The sequence below is a fragment of the Nonomuraea cypriaca genome, assembly GCF_015645445.1.
Taxonomy (GTDB): domain Bacteria; phylum Actinomycetota; class Actinomycetes; order Streptosporangiales; family Streptosporangiaceae; genus Nonomuraea; species Nonomuraea cypriaca.
Genome location: NZ_JADOGI010000218.1, coordinates 1 through 17,287, shown reverse-complemented (window position 1 = coordinate 17,287; position 17,287 = coordinate 1). Strand labels below are relative to the sequence as shown.

Below are 17,287 nucleotides of genomic sequence, written 5' to 3'. Positions count from 1 at the left end.
GGGGGTGGCCCCCGGTCTCCCGGGGGCCTGGGGCCGGTCAGCTGGTGCGGGCCTCGCGGATCGCCCTCCACAGCCGGTCCTGGGCGGCGTCGTCCAGGAAGCTGGCGAAGTCTTCGATGTCGCTGTCGTTCATCTTGGCGAGGATCTCGATGGCCATTTCGTCGCTCCTTGTTTGCGCTTTCCTGTTGCGCTAAACAGTAGCGGAAGGGTGATGGTTCGCGCAAGAGGTTTGCGCTACTCTGTTGCGCATGGCTGATAGAGACCCCATCACGGCACTCGACGACAGCACCCGCCGATACCGCGAAACCGAGCAAGCCCACGAGGACGCGCGCCAGGCCGTCATCGCCGACGCCCTCGCCGCACTCCGCGCCGGCAAGCGGCCCACCGACGTCGTCGAGCACTCCCCGTTCACCGCGGCGTACGTGCGCAAGCTGGCCCGAGACAACGGCATCGAGCCGGCCAAGAAGGGGAGCTCCTGACGGCCGCCCACAGACGGCCCCGAGCCTCTGGGCCGTCTGGGCCGTCTGTGGGCCGTCGCACAGCCGAATGCCCTCAACATCAGCCAACGTCCGCCAACGGCGTTTATGCAGGCGGACCGGGGTGTACGCGAGAGAGTCGCAGGTCAGAAACCCGCAGGAACGACTTCCAGCACTTCTCCAAGGGCGGCGGCTAGCACCCTGGCAACACCCCGAGACAGGATGTCTGCCCCTTGTGTCTGATGCCCCAAGAGCCCCAGAAGACGGAATAGGCTCATCCGAGGAGTCGGCCGGGGCGATGATGAGGGGACCGGGTGGGCAAGTCTTTCGTGCATCTGCACGTGCACACTGAGTACAGCATGCTCGATGGGGCGGCCAAGATGAAGCCGCTGTTCAAGGAGACCGAGCGGCTTGGGATGCCGGCGATCGCGATGTCCGATCACGGCAACATGTTCGGCGCGTACGAGTTCCAGAAGACCGCCGCGGGCAGCCCGGTCAAACCGATCATCGGCATCGAGGCCTACGTCGCCCCGGAAAACCGGTTCGTGAAGAAACCGGTCTTCTGGGGTCAGCGGGCGGAGACCGGCGTCGCGGACGGCGAGGGCGGCAAGGACGTCTCAGGCGGCGGCCGGTTCACCCACATGACCATGTGGGCCAAGGACGCGGCCGGGCTGGGCAACCTGTTCAGGTTGTCGTCGCTGGCGTCGTTCGAGGGCTACTACTCCAAGCCCCGCATGGACCAGGACCTGATCTCCCAGTACGCGGGCGGGATCATCGCCACGACCGGCTGCCCGTCCGGCGCGGTGCAGACCAGGATCAGGCTCGGCCAGTTCGACGAGGCGGTCCGGGTCGCCGGCGAATACCAGGAGATCTTCGGCAAGGAAAACTACTTCCTCGAGTTGATGGACCACGGCATCGACATCGAGCGGGAGGTCCGCGCCGACCTGCTCAGGCTGGCCAAGCAGCTCGGCATCCCGCTGCTGGCCACCAACGACTCCCACTACGTGACCGAGGACCAGGCCGACGCCCACGACAGCCTCCTGTGCGTCGGCGTCGGCAAGAACAAGGACGACCCCAACCGGTTCAGGTTCAACGGCAGCGGCTACTACCTCAAGACCGCCGACGAGATGCGCGGCCTGTTCGCCGAGCTGCCTGAGGCGTGTGACAACACCCTGCTCGTCGCCGAGATGGTGGACGACTACAGCCAGGTGTTCACCCACGTGGACCGGATGCCGCCCTTCCCCGACGTGCCCGAGGGCGAGACGCAGGAGTCCTGGCTGCGCAAGGAGGTCGAACGCGGCCTGGAGATGCGCTACGGAGTCCCGGTCCCCGCCGAGGTCGTGGAGCGCTACGAGACCGAGATGAAGGTCATCGGTCCCATGGGCTTCTCCAGCTACTTCCTGGTCGTCGCCGACATCTGCAAGTACGCCCGCGACAACGGCATCGCCGTGGGCCCAGGCCGAGGCAGCGCCACCGGCTCGATCGTCGCCTACGCCACCCGCATCACCGAGCTCGACCCGCTGGAGCACGGCCTGCTGTTCGAGCGGTTCCTCAACCCCGAGCGGATCAACCCCCCGGACATCGACCTCGACTTCGACGACCGCCACCGGGACCGCATGGTGGCCTACGTCACCGAGAAGTACGGCAGCGCGATGACCGCGCAGGTCAACACGTTCGGCACGATCAAGGCGAAGGCCGCCGTCAAGGACGCGTCCCGCATCCTCGGCTACCCGTTCGCCATGGGCGACAAGATCACCAAGGCGATGCCGCCCGACGTCATGGGCAAGGGCGTCCCGCTCGCGGACATGTTCAACGAGGACCACCCGAGATACAACGAGGGCACCGAGATCCGCGCCCTGTACGAGAACGACCCGGACGTGCGCAAGGTCATCGACACCGGGCGGGGCATCGAGGGCCTCATCCGGGGCACCGGCGTGCACGCCGCCGCCGTCATCCTGTCCTCACATCCCCTGCTGGACCTGATCCCCATGCACCGGCGGGACAAGGACGGCGTGATCATCACCGGGTTCGACTACCCGTCCTGCGAGGACATGGGCCTGGTCAAGATGGACTTCCTGGGGCTGAGGAACCTGGGCATCATCGACCACGCCATCAAGATCATTGAGCAGAACCGGGGCATCAAGCTCGACACCCTGACGCTGGCCCTCGACGACGAGGCGACGTACAAGCTGCTGGCGCGCGGCGACACCCTCGGCGTGTTCCAGCTCGACGGCGGGCCCATGCGGCAGCTGCTCAAGCTCATGGAGCCGAGCCGGTTCGAGGACATCGCCGCAGTGCTCGCCCTCTACCGTCCCGGCCCGATGGCGGCCAACGCGCACACCAACTACGCGCACCGCAAGAACGCCCGCCAGGAGATCGAGCCCATCCACCCGGAGCTCAAGGAGGCCCTCGACCCGATCCTGGGCACCACCTTCCACCTGCTCGTCTACCAGGAGCAGATCATGGCCGTCGCCCGGGAGCTGGCCGGCTACACGCTCGGCGGCGCCGACCTGCTGCGCCGCGCCATGGGCAAGAAGAAGAAGGAGATCCTGGACCAGGAGTTCGAGAACTTCCAGAAGGGCATGCAGGGCAACGGCTACAGCGCCGACGCGATCAAGGCGCTGTGGGACGTCATGCTGCCGTTCTCCGGCTACGCCTTCAACAAGTCCCACACCGCCGGCTACGGCCTCGTCGCCTACTGGACCGCCTATCTGAAGGCCAACTACCCCGCCGAGTACATGGCGGCCCTGCTGACCTCCGTGGGAGACGACAAGGACAAGGCGGCCATCTACCTCGCCGAGTGCCGCAAGATGGGCATCCAGGTGCTCGCCCCGGACGTCAACGACTCGCAGCTCGACTTCGTCGCCGTCGGCGACGACAAGGTCAGGTTCGGCCTGGGCGCCGTCCGCAACGTCGGTGAGAACGTCGTCGAGGGCATCGTGAAGGCCCGTACGGAGAAGGGCGCGTACACGGACTTCAACGACTTCCTCAGCAAGGTGCCGCTGAGCGCCTGCAACAAGCGCGTCATCGAGTCGTTGATCAAAGCCGGCGCCTACGACTCACTCGGCCACCAGCGCAAGGCCCTGCTCATGATCCACGAGCAGGCCGTCGAGTCGGTCATCGACATCAAGAAGAACGAGGCCCACGGCCAGGACTCGCTCTTCGGCGGCGCCGACGACAGCGGCGACGACGCGGCGTTCTCCATCACGATCCCCGACATGGAGTGGGACAAGAAGACCCGCCTCGACTTCGAGCGGGAGATGCTCGGCCTCTACGTGTCCGACCACCCGCTGGCCGGCACGGAGCGGCTGCTCGCCCGCAACCGGGACACCACGATCGCGGACCTGCTCGACTCCGGCCGTGACGACCGTGGCGACGTCCGGGTCTGCGGCCTGATCACCAAGGTCGACCGGCGCATCAACAAGGCCGGCAACACGTGGGCGATCATCACCGTAGAGGACATGGACGCCGCGATCGAGTGCCTGTTCTTCCCCAAGAGCTACGAGCTGTACGCCCCCGAGCTCCGCAGCGACGTCGTGGTCTCGGTCGGCGGGCAGATCAACAACCGCGACGGCGCCATCTCGGTCTTCGCGCAGGACCTGACGCCGATCGACGTGTCCGGCATCAACAGCGAGACGGGCCACCCGGTCACGATCCAGGTGCGGGAGGAGCGCCTCACGCAGCAGGTGGTGGAGGAGCTCCGTAACGTGCTGCAGCTGCACCAGGGCAATGTGCCGTTGCGGATCAACGTGCGGCAGCCGACCGGGAAGACCATGGTCTACGCCGTGCCGGAGTTCTCCATCAACGCCGAGCCCAGTTTCGCCGCGGACATCAAGCAGTTGTTCGGGTCGGAAGCCATCACGCTTTGAGCGGCGGGCGACAGGTCGACGTGCTCACGACCGGGGAGCCGCCGACCTGTCCGCGCTGCGAGGGTGACGGGTTGCTGTCGGCTCTGGTGCCGTACGGGTGGGCCAACGCCGCCGGCGACCCGGTGGACGGCCGCACCGGCGTGGTCCTGTGCGCCACGTGTGACGCGTCGGCGCCGCACGCGGCCCCGCTGATCACGTGGTTCCGCGTGCACGGGCACGTCGCGGACCAGCGGGGCAAGGAGTTCGTCCGGCTGCTCGTGGCGTGGGCCGGGAGCGTGTCCGTCTCGCCGCTGGACGAACGGACGCTGGACGAGGAGATCGGCCAGTGGCGAAACGGGAGCCTTTGACACCTGGATACCCTTGACGTCGAGGTCGCTCAGGAGGAACTTCCAGCTAGGGGGGAGGCGGAGATCACCCCATGACCGCTAAGGACGGCGACGGCTGGACCGAGTGCTCCCAGGGGCACCGGCACTGGGGGCTCCACGGCGCTTCCGGACTGCTCGTCGTGCACCACGACGAGGTCGGCGTGCCGCACGTGCTGATGCAGAAGCGTTCCTGGTGGAGCCACCACGGCGGCACCTGGGGGCTTCCCGGCGGGGCGCGCGACAGCCACGAGGACGCCGTCACCAGCGCGTTGCGCGAGGCCCACGAGGAGGCGGCGCTGGCCTGCGAAGGGCTGCGGGTGCAGGGCGTCTATCTCGACGACCACGGCGGGTGGGCGTTCGAGACGGTGATCGCCGAGTCGGGCGAACGGCTGGCCGCGGCGCCCGCCAACGACGAGAGCACCGAGTTGCGCTGGGTGGCCCTGCCCGACCTCTCCGGCCGCACGCTGCACCCCGGGTTCGCGGCGACGTGGGACCGGATCCAAGAGGCGATCGCGCCGGAGACGATCGTGCTCGACGTGGCCAACATCGTCGGCGCGCGGGCCGAGCGGGGATGGTGGCACGACCGGCTCGGGGCGGCGACGCGGCTGCTCGAAGCCGTTGCCGGGCTCCGGCTTGAGCATCCGGTGCTGGCGCAGTGGTTCCCGCGCGTGGTGGCGGTCGTGGAGGGCGCGGCCAGGACCGCGCCCGCCGTGCCGGGGATCCAGGTGGTCGCGGCGACGGGGAGTGGCGACGACGCGATCGTCGACGTCGTACGCCGCACCAAGGGGTGGGAGCGCGTGGTCGTCATCACCGCGGACCGGGAGTTGCGGCAGCGGGTCCAGGAACTCGGCGCCGAAACCCTGGGCCCCAAGTGGCTCCTCTCCCAACTCCACGAATAACGCCCCGGCACCCGGCCGACCCGTGTCACGGCCCGGCGTCCGCTGAGCCCGTGTCACGGCCGCGCGTCCGCTCAGCGCGTGTCACGGCCCGGCGTCCGCTCAGCGCGTGTCACGGCCGCGCGTCCGCTGAGCCCGTGTCACGGCCGCGCGTCCGCTCAGCGCGTGTCACGGCCCGGCGTCCGCTCAGCGTGTGTCGCAAGCCCCGCGTGGGCGTCCCATCGCCTGGGTTACCGGTCGGCGGCGTGTACGCCGTCGAAGGCCGCCTTGAGACCCGTCACGTCGAGCACGCGCCGCAGCACGCCGTGCACCCCGACCAAACGTAACGATCCGGCGTGCGCGGACACCCTGCGCTGGTGCTCCACCAGTGCCCAAAGACCGCTGGAATCGCAGAACTCGAGCCGAGTCGCATCGACGACGACCTCGACCCGCCCCTCGGCGAGCAGCTTCACCAGGCGCTCCTTCAGCAGGGGCGCGGTGAGCTTGTCGAGATCTCCGTCGAGGCGCACGAGCGCGCCCATGTCACCGTGCTCCACCTCGACGCTGAGATCCGCCACCACCTGAACGTACACCGCTGACACCACAGCCGCTATCGTGGTTTCCGCACACAGGAGGGTTCGCATAGTGGACTAGTGCAGCCGCCTTGAAAGCGGCCAGGTCAGCGATGGCCTCGTGGGTTCGAATCCCACACCCTCCGCTCATTCGCCCATCCCGGCGAATCCGTCGCCCACACAGGCGGCGAGCTGGAGATAGGCCTCCCTGGTCGTCTCCTGCAGCCGGTCGAGGTCGATCTCCGCGCCCTCCTCCAGATGCGGGTCGTACGGCACCTGGATGACCGCGCGGCAACGGGCGGCGAAGTGGGCCTCCAGCTTCCTGATGTCGACCGCCGACTTCGAGCGCGGCCTGACGCTGCACAGCACCACGGTCGCGTTCTTCACCAGGTCGGCGTAGTGGTGCGCCTCCAGCCAGTCGAGCGTCGCGGAGGCCGCCCTGGCGCCGTCCACCGACGGGGAGCTGACCAGAACGATCTGGTCGGCGAGCCCGAGCACGCCGCCCATGGCGGAGTGGAGCAGGCCGGTGCCGCAGTCGGTGAGGCAGAGCGAGTAGAAGTTCTCCAGGACCTGGGAGACGGCCTGGTAGTCCCCGCCGCTGAACGCCTCGGAGACCGACGGGTCGCGGTCGGAGGCCAGCACCTCCAGCCGCGAGGGCGCCTGCGAGGTGAACGCCCTGATGTCGACGTACCGCTTGACCTGGTCGCGCTCGTTGAGCAGGTCGCGTACGGTGGCCGAGGTCTCCAGGACCAGCTTGTCGGAAAGGGTGCCCCTGTCCGGGTTGGCGTCCACCGCGATCACGCGGTCGCCGCGCATCTGGGCCAGCGTCGCGCCGAGCCCGACCGTGGTGGTGGTCTTGCCCACGCCGCCCTTCAGACTCAGCACGGCCACGCGGTGGTGCCCGGTCGTCACCGGCGTACGGGCCCGCGCCACGAGCTCGCGTCGGCGGCGTACCTCGGGCGGTTCGCCTGGCTTGATCCAGCCGCCGGACGCCTTGTAGACCAGCCGCCGCCAGCCCTTGGAAGGCGCGTTACGCCGTCCGCGTAGCAGGGACTCCGGGTCGAGGCTGTCGGCCGTCGGCCTTCCCGTGACCGGGGGCCTCGGCGGGGCGGTGAACACGGGGACGGGGGCCGGCCGGCGCCGCGGCTGGGCCTGCTGCTGCTGTGGCGATGGCTGTTGCTGATGCGGCTGTGGTGGTGGCGGCTGTTGCGGGGGTGGCTGCGGGATCTCCCGCTCGGCCGGACGCCACTCCTGCTGCTCGGTCCACCGCGGCTGTTCTTCCCTCCGCGCCGGCTCGGCCTGTTCGAAGGACTGTTCGTCCTTGAAGGCATGCCGGCTCCGTGGGGGCTGATCATCACGAAACGCCCTGAAGGGCCGCTCCTCCTGACGTGCGCGCTCGTTCTGGAGCGCCCGCTCCTCCTGACGTGCCCGCTCGTTCTGAAGGGCCCTCTCGTCCTGGAGGGTCCGCTCCTCCTGCCGCGTCCGCTCCTCTTGGCGGGTCCGCTCGTCCTGGAGGATCAGCTCCTCGTTGAAGGCGCGGTCCTCGTTGAGGGCGCGGACCTCCTTCGTGGTGACGTCAATGGTGACGTCCTCACGGGTGGGCGGGTCCTCATCGAGGGCCCCCTCACGGGACGGCTCCGCCCACGACGGGCGCTCCTCGGCCCAGGAGAGGCGCACCTCCTGCGTGGACGGCTCGGTCCACTGGGGGCGCTCGTTCCGCGGCAGGGTGTCCCCCCACGTGGTCTGCTCGTCGTCCTTGGCCGGCTCCTCCTCCGCGCGGCCCGGCTCCTCCTGCCGCTGAACGGCAGGCCGCTGGACGGCCGGCGACTCGACGGCGGACGGCTGGGCAGCGGACGGCTCGACGGCGGACGGCCGGGCAGCGGACGGCTGGATAGCGGACGGCTCGACGGGCAGCGGCCAGTCCGGCCGCGTCTCCTCGACCGGGGCCGTGGCCTGCTCTGGCGCCGGGAACGACAGCAACCTGTGGGTGTCGGTGTCATCGGGGCGCGGCAACGGCTTCAGCGGCGCGAGGAAGGGATCGTCCGGCGGCGCCGCGGGCTCCTCCTCGACCGCGGTGCCGGTGCCCGCCTTGTCCAGCCACTCCGCGGCCTCGCTCTCCGCCTCGGGGAGCTGCTCAGCCGCCGCGGTGCCGTACACGGAGTCGACGGCGGCCCTGAACAGCGGCGGCGTCGGCGTGTCCGGCGGGGTGGGCACGAGCAGCCACGGGTCCTTGGGGTATGGCGAGGCCACGGGCTCGTCGGCGGAGGCTGCCGTGGCACTCACCGCGACCGGAGCGTCTTCCGTCTCCTTGATCGCGTCGAGCCAGGCCAACTGCTCCTCGAGAGATTCTTCTCGATCGTGTCTTGCCACCGTGTTCCCCCTCGGGTGGGTCTAAAGGGGCAGCAAATACATTGCAGGTTAACGCCACAGGCTCGAGCACAGCCCGGCAACCCACAACTTCTTTGCCCGGCTACCGTGGTTCGCATGCGAGCCATTGAAATCGCCGAACCGGGCGGACCAGAGGTGCTGAAGTGGCGCGAGGCGCCGGAACCGCGGGTCGAGCGCGGTGACGTGCTCATCGACGTGGTCGCCTCAGCGGTGAATCGTGCCGATGTCCTGCAGAGACAAGGATTTTACGATCCTCCGCCCGGCGCGTCACCCTATCCGGGGCTGGAGGTCTCCGGCGTGGTGGCCGAGGTCGGGGCGGACGTCGAGCAGTTCAAGATCGGGGACGAGGTGTGCGCGCTGCTCGGCGGCGGCGGTTACGCCGAGCGCGTAGCCGTTCCCTGGCAGCAGGTGATGCCGGTGCCCGACGGCGTGCCGCTGCCGGTGGCGGCGGGGCTGCCGGAGGTGGCGTGCACGGTCTGGTCCAACGTCTTCATGGTCGGGCGGCTGCGCCGGGGCGAGACGCTGCTGGTGCACGGCGGGGCCAGCGGGATCGGCACGTTCGCGGTGCAGCTCGCCAAGGCACTCGGCTCGTACGTGATCGCGACCGTCGGCTCGGCGGCCAAGGCCGAGCGCGTCCGCGAGCTGGGCGCCGACGAGGTGATCAACTACCGCGAGGAGGACTTCGCCGGCAAGGTGCGGGCCGACGTCATCCTCGACATCATGGGCGCGAAATACCTCGCGGGCAACGTCCGGGCGCTGCGCACGGGCGGCCGGCTGGTGATCATCGGGCTGCAGGGCGGCCGCAAGGCCGAGCTCGATCTCGGCGCCCTGCTCGCCAAGCGCGCCTCGGTCCACGCGACGGCGCTCCGCTCCCGCCCCGTGGACGAGAAGGGAGCCATCGTGCGCAGTGTCGTGGACAACGTCTGGCCGCTGGTCGGGGCGGGGGCCGTACGCCCCGTCGTGTACGCGGAGGTGCCCATGCCGGAGGCCGCCGAAGCTCACCGAATGTTGGATTCCGGAGAGCACGTCGGCAAGATCCTGCTAGTACGGTGAGTGTTATGAATGCTGAGGACAACAACACCCCCCACATCGTGGTGGTGGGCCCCGACTTCCAAGGTCAGGGCGACAACGGCGAAGAGGATCGCTCGGTCACCAACCTGGTCGAGCAACCCGCCAAGGTGATGCGCATCGGCAGCATGATCAGGCAACTCCTCGAGGAGGTCCGCGCGGCTCCCCTCGACGAGGCCAGCCGTAAGCGGTTGAAGGAGATCCACGAGTCCTCCATCAAGGAGCTCGAGGACGGCCTCGCGCCGGAGTTGGTCGACGAGCTGGAGCGGCTGTCGCTCCCGTTCACCGACGAGAACGGCACGCCGCCGAGCGAGGCGGAGCTGCGCATCGCGCACGCCCAGCTGGTCGGCTGGCTGGAGGGATTGTTCCACGGCATCCAGACCACGCTGTTCGCGCAGCAGATGGCGGCCAGGGCGCAGTTGGAGCAGATGCGCAGGGCGTTGCCCGGCGTGCCGGGTGATGAGCAGCAGCAGCGGCCGCACGGCGGCACTGGGCCCTATCTGTAGTAGAGCCGCTCGATCACCTGGGCCACGCCGTCGTCGTCGTTGGCCGCGGTCACATGGTCGACCGCCGCCAGCACGGCGGGATGCGCGTTCGCGACGGCGTACGACTTGCCTGCCCAGCTCAGCATGGGCAGGTCGTTCGGCATGTCACCGAACGCCACCGCGTGCGCGGACCTGATCTCATGTCGCGCGGCGAGCGCCGCCAGGGCGCTCGCCTTCGTCACGCCCAGCGCGCTCATCTCGATCAGGGCCCTGCCACTGGAGTGCGTGGCGGTCACGAGGTGGCCGACCAACTCGTGGACGATCATCTGCAGCTCGTCCGCGCCCATGCCGCGGTGCAGGGCCAGCAGTTTGGCGCAGGGCCGCGCGGTCAGCGAGCCGCCCCGCGACCCGTCTCCACGGTGCCGGTCCAAGCCGCCCAGCAGGAAATCTGACTCATGCGCAAAACCGGTTTCATACTCGACCGAAAATGCGAGATCGGCCACGTTCGCTCTTAGCTGAGCGACGACTTCCTCGAGTACCTCGACGGTGATCAGGTGAGATTCCACTATCCGTTCGGTATGGAGATCGTAGATCAGTGCTCCGTTCGCACAGATGGCCAGCCCGCGGTGGCGTACGGCACCCGCGACCCCGCCCATCCACCGGGGTGGACGCCCCGTCACGAACACCAGCACCGACCCGGATTCCTCGACTCTGCCGAAGGCCGCGACCGTGCGGGGAGACACGGTTCCGTCTGTGCGCAAGGCGGTGCCGTCGAGGTCAGTGGCCACAAGACGGGGTGCGGGAAGGCTCTGCATAACAGGTTCCAGTTTGCCTGGTGATGCCTCCTGACAGAAATCTTCCATGGGACGGGAACACCAACGCGCCAGAATGGTGTTAGATGTGATGGCGTTGTATTAGCTGATCCCGTAGTGAAAACCAGCATGACTTTGTCTGAGCCACCCCGGGTGCTTGCTGTACGACACACCGGGATCCACGAGGTGTGGGTCCCATAGATTCACATCCTGAGGGAGAGCTTTTATGGCTCAGGGAACCGTCAAGTGGTTCAACGCCGAGAAGGGCTTCGGCTTCATCGCCCCGGACGGCGGTGCGCCGGACGTGTTCGTGCACTTCTCCGAGATCGTCGGCAACGGCTACCGCAGCCTTGAAGACGGCCAGCGGGTCGAGTTCGAGATCACGCAGGGCCAGAAGGGGCCGCAGGCCTCTCAGGTCCGAGCCATCTGACCTGTAGCAGCGAGACAGACCGGGGTTCGCTTCCAGCGGGCCTCGGTCTTTTGCTTGTGTCAGGATGGTCACGTCTGTGACTCGACTCACACAACACTTGAACCGCGGGCCGCCCCCGGCCATCGACCTGAGTATGAGGTACGCGTGGTCCTGTCACCCCGTGACCGTAACCGGGGTGCTCGTGCTCTTGGTCAACGATCACCTGCTCAAGCAGGTCTGGCCCGGGTTCGTCACGGGCAAGCTCAGCGACGTCGCGGGGCTCCTCGTGGCTCCCGCGCTGCTGGCGCTGCTGTTCTGGCGGCGGGCCGACCTGGCGGCGACCCTACTCACCGGGGTGCTCTTCACGCTCGTGAAAAGCACGGAGACGGGCGCTGAGGCCGCCTCCCATGTCTGGACCCTCGTGGCGGGTCCGTCGCGCGTCCTGGCCGATCCCACGGACCTTCTGGCCCTTCCCGCGCTCGCGCTGGCCTGGTGGGTACGCGGCCGCAGCCTCAGTACGCACTCCCCACGCCGGAGCGTCCTCCTGACCGTGCCGCTGGCCGTGCTGGCGGTCACCGCCACGGCCGCGGCCTCGCCGCCGTACGCGGCCGACTCGGTCGAGGTGGACAAGAGCGGGCGGATCACCGTCCACCTGGGCCGCGGGACGACCCAGGTCTCCGAGGACGGCGGCGCCACCTGGTCGCGGAGCACCGGCGAACACGTCAAGCCGCGGCAGACCGCCGCCTGCGTGCCCGGCCAGGCGACCCGCTGCTACCGCGTGGCGCGGGACCGGCTCGGCGTGGAGCAGTCCGACGACGGCGGCCGGACGTGGGGCCCGTCGTGGGCGCTGTCCGGAGACGATGGCGACCGGCTGACCAGGCAGTACGACGAGGGCGCCGGGTTGCGTTCCGTGGCGCTCGGCGTGCAGGCCCGGCCGGGCGGCGGGCACGTCGTGGTCGTCGCGAACGGCCTGGACGGCATCCTGGTCCGCGACACGACGGGAACATGGCGGCGCGCGGGCGTGCCCGGCGAGCCCACCGGCGAGGTGGACCTGCATCCCGAGATGAGCCTGGCGGTCCTGCTGGCGGCGTGCGTGCTGTTCGGCGGCGCGGGCGCGGGGCTGCGCCGGCCCCAGCACGTCTACATGGGTGCAGCCGTGGTGGCCAGTGGCGGCGCCTACCTCGTCATGATCGGCTGGGACGCGTTGTTCGACCCAGGCCCCTGGCTGTTGCTGCTGGGCGGGGCCATGACGCTGGCGGGCGGCCTGGTGTGCCTCACGCTGGCGGTCACGGGCCCGGCGCGCGCCGTGCCCTCGGCCGCCGGGGTGCTGGGCGCGCCGCTGGTCTACGCGAGCGTCTACACGCCCTTCTACGGCTGGTCCGTGGGCCTGCCGGGCGCGTACGAGATCGCCGTCGCGCTCGCCGCGCTGTTGACCGGGCTCGTCCTGCTCACGGGCGCCGCCCTGATCAGGCGCGACGCCCGGCGCACGGACCTCTACGCCGGCGGCGCCAGCACGTCGAGACCCACGTAGGGGCGCAGCGCCCGCGGAACCACCACGGAACCGTCGGCCTGCTGGTGGTTCTCCAGGATCGCCACGATCCACCGGGTGGTGGCCAGCGTGCCGTTGAGCGTGGCCAGGTGCCGCGGCTTGCCGTCCTTGTCGCGGAAGCGGACGGCGAGCCTGCGGGCCTGGAACTCGGTGCAGTTGGAGGTCGAGGTCAGCTCGCGGTAGCGGCCCTGCGTGGGGATCCACGCCTCGCAGTCGAACTTGCGCGCCGCCGACATGCCGAGGTCGCCCGCCGCCGTGTCGATGATCCGGTACGGGACCTCGATCTTCGCCAGCATCTCCTGCTCCCACGCCAGCAGGCGCAGGTGCTCCTCATGGGCCTCCTCGGGCCGCACGTAGGAGAACATCTCCACCTTGTCGAACTGGTGGACCCGGATGATGCCCCTGGTGTCCTTGCCGTACGAGCCCGCCTCGCGGCGGAAGCACGACGACCAGCCGGCGTAGCGCAACGGCAACTCGTCGCCGCCGACGATCTCCTGGGCGTGGTAGCCGGCCAGCGACACCTCCGAGGTGCCGACCAGGTAGAGGTCGTCCTCGGGGAGCCGGTAGATCTCCTTGTCGTGGGCCACGTGGAAGCCGGTGCCCTGCATGGTCTCCGGCTTGACGAGCACCGGCGTGATCATCGGCGTGAACCCGGACTCGATCGCCTGCTGCATGGCCATGTTGAGCAGGCCGAGCTGCAGGCGGGCGCCGACGCCCTTGAGGAAGAAGAACCGCGAGCCGGACACCTTGGCGCCGCGCTCCATGTCGATGGCGCCGAGCGCCTCGCCCAGCTCCAGATGGTCCTTGGGCTCGAAGTCGAACTCCCGCGGCGTCCCGACGGTCTCCAGCACCACGTAGTCGTCCTCGCCGCCGGAGGGCGCGCCCTCCTCGACGATGTTGGGCACCGTCTGGATGACCTCGTCCAGCTCGGCCCCCAGCTTCTCGGCCTCCGCCTCGGCGGCCTTGACCTGGCCGGCGAGATCCTTGGCCCGCTGGAGCAGCGCGGCCTTCTCCTCGCCCTGCGCCTTGGAGACCGACTTGCCCATGCTCTTCTGCTCGGCGCGCAGAGACTCGAACGAGGTCAGCGCGGATCGGCGGCGCTCGTCGAGGTCGAGCAGCGTGTCGACGACGGAGTCGTCCTCACCGCGGGCACGCTGCGACGCCCGTAGCCGGTCGGGATCCTCACGGAGGGTACGCAGGTCAATCACAAAGGCAAGGCTACCGGCGCGCGGCGACCGCCCGCCCCCGGATTTACCCCGGCACCCGCCGACCGCCCCGGCTCGGGACGGCTCCAGGGCAGTGGTCTGGCGTGGCGGCCTCGGGACAGTGGCCTCGAGCCGGTGGTCTGGCGCGGTGGTCTCGCGCGGTGGTCTCGCGCGGTGGTCTGGCGCGGTGGCCTCGGGACAATGGCTTGGCGCGGTGGTCTGGGGCGGTGGGTCAGACGTGGCCGGTGCGGATGCGGTCGAGCCAGTCGCCCGCCTCGGCGAACTCGGCGTCGGCCGTCCCCCGCTTGATCTGCGGCGCGACACCGTCGGCGCGCGGGTAGCTGCCCATGAAGCGCACCTCGCCGCAGATGCGGTGCAGCCCGGCGAGCGCCTCACCGACCCGGGCGTCGGCGACGTGCCCCTCGAAGTCGAAGTGGAAGAAGTAACGCCCGATCCCGTCACCGGTCGGCCGCGACTCGATGCGCGTCAGGTTGACCCCGCGCACGGAGAACTCCGTCAGCATCTCCAGCAACGCGCCAGGGTGGTCATCGGTCAGGAAGACGACCAGCGTGGTCCGGTCGGAGCCGGTCGGCGCGGGCAGCGGCCCAGGACGGCTCACCTTGACGAACCTGGTGACGGTGTCCGACCTGTCGCCGATTCCGCCGGCCAGCTCGACCAGCCCGTAGTGCTCGCCGGCGATGCGCGCCGCGATGGCGGCGTCGTACGGTGAGCCCGGCAGCGAGACCTCCTGCGCGGCGGCCGCCGTCGACGGCGCGGACACCACGACCGCGTCGGGCAGTTCGCGCGAGATGAAGGCGCGGCACTGCGTGATGGCCGCCGGATGCGTGTAGACGCGCTTGATGTGCGGGATCTCGGTGCCGGGCCTGGCCAGCAGGGAGAACTGCACGGGCAGCAGCAGCTCGGCCGTGATGAGCAACGGCTCGCCCCAGGCGAACTCGTCGAGCGTCGTGGTGATCGCGCCCTCGATGGAGTTCTCCAGAGGCACCACGGCGCCGTCGGCGTCACCCGTGCGGGCGGCGGTGAGCGCGGCGCTCACCGTGGCACGGGGCAGACGCTCGGCATTGGGATCGAGGAGCCGCAGGGCCTCTTCGGTGAAGGTCCCTTCCGGTCCGAGATAGGCGAGTCGGGGCATGCATCCAGAGTATCCGCATGTTTTCCCAGTACGGGGCCTATTCCGCCACGCGTCTCCCATCAACCGCATACCGGGTCCCCAGGTTCAGGTGATCTGGCCGCCGTTTCGGCAGCCAGGACGCCAGCAGCCATACCAACGCCAACGCGCCCAGGCCGAACCCGTTCTGGACGATCTTCCCCAGCACCACGCTGACCCCCGGGATGTCGGCCGCCTTCAGCGAGACCCCCCACCAAGGAACCGGCACCACGTAGAAGAGCCACACGCCGGCGGCCACGCGTACCCGGACCGGATCGCGCCCGTCGCCCACGATGGCCGCCAGCACCACGACCACCCAGGCCAGGTGGTGGATCCAGGCGACCGGGGACAGCAGGACGGCCATCAGGCCCACGAGCGCGACCGCCGTGACCGAATCACCGTCCCGGTACGCGTCCCGCGCGCCGCGGAACCCGTACCAGCCGACCGCCGCCACGAGCGCGAGCCAGATCACGGTCGTCAGCGGCTCGGGCAGATAGAGCCGGATCAGCATGCCGCGCATCGACTGGTTGGTGGTGGCCGCGTTCGCGCCGAGGCGTTCCGGATCGAGCAGCGCCGAGAACCAGAAATCGATCGAGTCCTGCGGAATCACCGCGAACGGCAGCAACGTCAGCACCGCCGCCACGAACGACGCCATGAAGAACGTCCGCCACTGCCGCGTGACCAGCAGATAGATCAGAAAGACGCCGGGCGTCAGCTTCACCGCGGTGGCCAGCCCGATCAGGAACCCGCGCGGCCACCACGGCCGCTTCGCCACGCAGTCCGCCAGGCACAACGCGACGAGCAGGATGTCCACCTGCCCGAACCGCACCTGGTCCCTGATCGGCATCAAGTAGACGCAGAGCACCATGAGCAGCCCGAACACCCACGGCATGTACCTCCGCAGCGCCTCCCCGCCGAGCACCTGCCGGAACGAGAACCCCACGGTCACGGCCAGCGCCACGAAGATCCCGCCGGTCCACACCCACTGCGCGGTCTCCCACGACATCGCCGCCAGCCCCACGGCCAGCATCGCCGCGATGGGCGGATAGGTGAACGGCAACAGTTGTGGCGCGGGCGTGAAGTAGTCGTACACCGGCCGTCCGTCGAGCAGCATCTGCCCCCCGGTACGGTAAACGTCGAGGTCCACGAGCCGCTGGTCGTCCGGGTTGGTCAGCCACGTGTGCACCAGCGGCGTCACCGCCGCCACGACGACGAGCGCCACGACCGCCCACGCCCACCACTGCCGCCGGCTCACCCGCACCTCGCCACTTGTCACGGTGTGGCACGTTACCGTGGCTGTTGTCGATCGAGGGGCAGACACTGGGGGTTCCTTACATGCCAACGCCGCGCCGGCCCTTTGAATGTCCGGCCAGCCGTCCGAGCGCCGTCCTGCTCCTCGTCGCGGCCCTCACGGCCCTCCTCCTCACCCCGGGAACGGCCGACGCCCGGAGCCGACCGCTCTCCGGCACGCACTCCGCCTCCGCCCCGGCCACGCGTGGGCCGGAGGGTGACGGGGCACGAGGGCGGGTGGCCCTGATCGGTGTGCCCGGCCTCGAATGGAGTGACGTCGATCAGGTACGAACCCCCAACCTGTGGCGACTCGTCGGCCAAGGGGCCTCCGCCTCCCTCTCGACCCGCGCCGTACCGCCCCCGGATCGCGGCATCACCTGCCCCGCCGCCGGCTGGCTGACCGTCTCGGCAGGCCAACGAGCCGGTACGGCGGGCAAAGGCTGCCCCGCGCCTCCCACTCCCCAGCCGGACGGTGAGGGCGCGACGGTCCCGGGTTGGCCCGCCCTCACCGCGTACCAGTCGGAAACCGGTTATGCCGCTCGACTCGGAACCCTCGGCCAGTTGGTGACCGACAGCGGAGGCAAGGTCGCCGCCATCGGCCCGGGTGCCGCCATCGCCGGCGCCGACAAGTCCGGAAATATCGCCAAATACGCCTCCACGCCCGAGGCCCTGGGCGACCCGGCCCCGTACAACCTGATCGTCCTCGAAGCCCCAGCGCTCGCGACCGCCTGGACCCGCCAGCCCCTCGACGAGTAC

The 17,287-nt window shown here is 69.5% G+C and carries 14 protein-coding genes, 1 tRNA gene and 1 pseudogene; 10 read left to right on the top strand and 6 right to left on the bottom strand.

From position 1 onward, the window contains the following. The first annotated feature begins 248 nt into the window (after window positions 1–248). The 4 genes from ITP53_RS44210 (at window position 249) to ITP53_RS44195 (ending at window position 5,609) form a co-directional block, all read left to right on the top strand. A complete protein-coding gene (locus tag ITP53_RS44210) occupies window positions 249–479 on the top strand; it encodes a hypothetical protein (RefSeq protein ID WP_195901459.1) in 231 nt (76 codons plus the stop codon). A gap of 311 nt (window positions 480–790) precedes the next feature. Further along, on the top strand, window positions 791–4,345 hold the full coding sequence (gene dnaE / locus ITP53_RS44205; protein ID WP_195901458.1) for a DNA polymerase III subunit alpha: 3,555 nt from the start codon (window positions 791–793) through the stop codon (window positions 4,343–4,345). Then, a complete protein-coding gene (locus ITP53_RS44200; protein WP_195901457.1) occupies window positions 4,342–4,692 on the top strand; it encodes a DUF6300 family protein in 351 nt (116 codons plus the stop codon). Before dnaE ends, ITP53_RS44200 begins: the two co-directional genes overlap by 4 nt. A gap of 71 nt (window positions 4,693–4,763) precedes the next feature. Beyond that, window positions 4,764–5,609, top strand: coding sequence for an NUDIX hydrolase (locus tag ITP53_RS44195; RefSeq protein WP_195901456.1), 846 nt, complete (start codon window positions 4,764–4,766; stop codon window positions 5,607–5,609). A 227-nt stretch (window positions 5,610–5,836) separates the two neighbouring features. Here ITP53_RS44195 and ITP53_RS44190 read toward each other — a convergent pair whose 3' ends face one another. After that, window positions 5,837–6,163, bottom strand: coding sequence for an STAS domain-containing protein (locus ITP53_RS44190; protein WP_195901455.1), 327 nt, complete (start codon window positions 6,161–6,163; stop codon window positions 5,837–5,839). Window positions 6,164–6,216: 53 nt separating this feature from the next. Between ITP53_RS44190 and ITP53_RS44185 the strand changes: the two genes are divergently transcribed. Further along, window positions 6,217–6,303 (top strand) — tRNA-Ser (locus ITP53_RS44185). Window position 6,304: 1 nt separating this feature from the next. Here the strand turns inward: ITP53_RS44185 and ITP53_RS60710 are convergent. Then, entirely contained in the window at window positions 6,305–8,527 is a 2,223-nt protein-coding gene (locus ITP53_RS60710; RefSeq protein ID WP_328817742.1) for a MinD/ParA family ATP-binding protein, read from the bottom strand. Between the two features lie 114 nt (window positions 8,528–8,641). Between ITP53_RS60710 and ITP53_RS44175 the strand changes: the two genes are divergently transcribed. Continuing rightward, window positions 8,642–9,598: an NAD(P)H-quinone oxidoreductase gene (locus ITP53_RS44175; RefSeq protein WP_195901454.1), complete on the top strand. Its 957-nt coding sequence runs from the start codon at window positions 8,642–8,644 to the stop codon at window positions 9,596–9,598. A gap of 5 nt (window positions 9,599–9,603) precedes the next feature. Continuing rightward, window positions 9,604–10,119 carry a bacterial proteasome activator family protein gene (locus ITP53_RS44170; protein ID WP_195901453.1) on the top strand — a complete coding sequence of 172 codons (516 nt, stop codon included), beginning with the start codon at window positions 9,604–9,606 and terminating at the stop codon, window positions 10,117–10,119. Here the strand turns inward: ITP53_RS44170 and ITP53_RS44165 are convergent. Next, window positions 10,110–10,913, bottom strand: a complete 804-nt coding sequence (locus ITP53_RS44165; RefSeq protein WP_195901452.1) for an HAD family hydrolase — start codon at window positions 10,911–10,913, stop codon at window positions 10,110–10,112. The two genes, ITP53_RS44170 and ITP53_RS44165, sit on opposite strands and share 10 nt — an antisense overlap. Before the next feature lie 223 nt (window positions 10,914–11,136). Here ITP53_RS44165 and ITP53_RS44160 point away from each other — a divergent pair, with 223 nt between their 5' ends. Together ITP53_RS44160 and ITP53_RS44155 are read left to right on the top strand one after the other, a co-directional pair. Further along, on the top strand, window positions 11,137–11,340 hold the full coding sequence (locus tag ITP53_RS44160; RefSeq protein WP_043619750.1) for a cold-shock protein: 204 nt from the start codon (window positions 11,137–11,139) through the stop codon (window positions 11,338–11,340). 175 nt (window positions 11,341–11,515) lie between these two features. Beyond that, on the top strand, window positions 11,516–12,850 hold the full coding sequence (locus ITP53_RS44155) for a hypothetical protein (RefSeq protein ID WP_195901451.1): 1,335 nt from the start codon (window positions 11,516–11,518) through the stop codon (window positions 12,848–12,850). On the opposite strand, the gene serS is transcribed toward ITP53_RS44155, so the two are convergent. The 3 genes from serS to ITP53_RS44140 all read right to left on the bottom strand — a co-directional run bounded on the left by serS (window position 12,814) and on the right by ITP53_RS44140 (window position 16,517). Further along, window positions 12,814–14,076 (bottom strand): serine--tRNA ligase, encoded by a 1,263-nt coding sequence (gene serS / locus ITP53_RS44150; RefSeq protein ID WP_195901450.1) that lies wholly within the window; start codon window positions 14,074–14,076, stop codon window positions 12,814–12,816. The two genes, ITP53_RS44155 and serS, sit on opposite strands and share 37 nt — an antisense overlap. Before the next feature lie 229 nt (window positions 14,077–14,305). Further along, a complete protein-coding gene (gene pheA, locus ITP53_RS44145; RefSeq protein WP_195901449.1) occupies window positions 14,306–15,226 on the bottom strand; it encodes a prephenate dehydratase in 921 nt (306 codons plus the stop codon). Between the two features lie 37 nt (window positions 15,227–15,263). Further along, a complete protein-coding gene (locus tag ITP53_RS44140) occupies window positions 15,264–16,517 on the bottom strand; it encodes a glycosyltransferase 87 family protein (protein WP_328817737.1) in 1,254 nt (417 codons plus the stop codon). Between the two features lie 59 nt (window positions 16,518–16,576). On the opposite strand from ITP53_RS44140, the pseudogene ITP53_RS44135 reads away from it, so the two are divergent. After that, a pseudogene (locus ITP53_RS44135) lies at window positions 16,577–17,287 on the top strand (hypothetical protein); the annotation flags it as partial.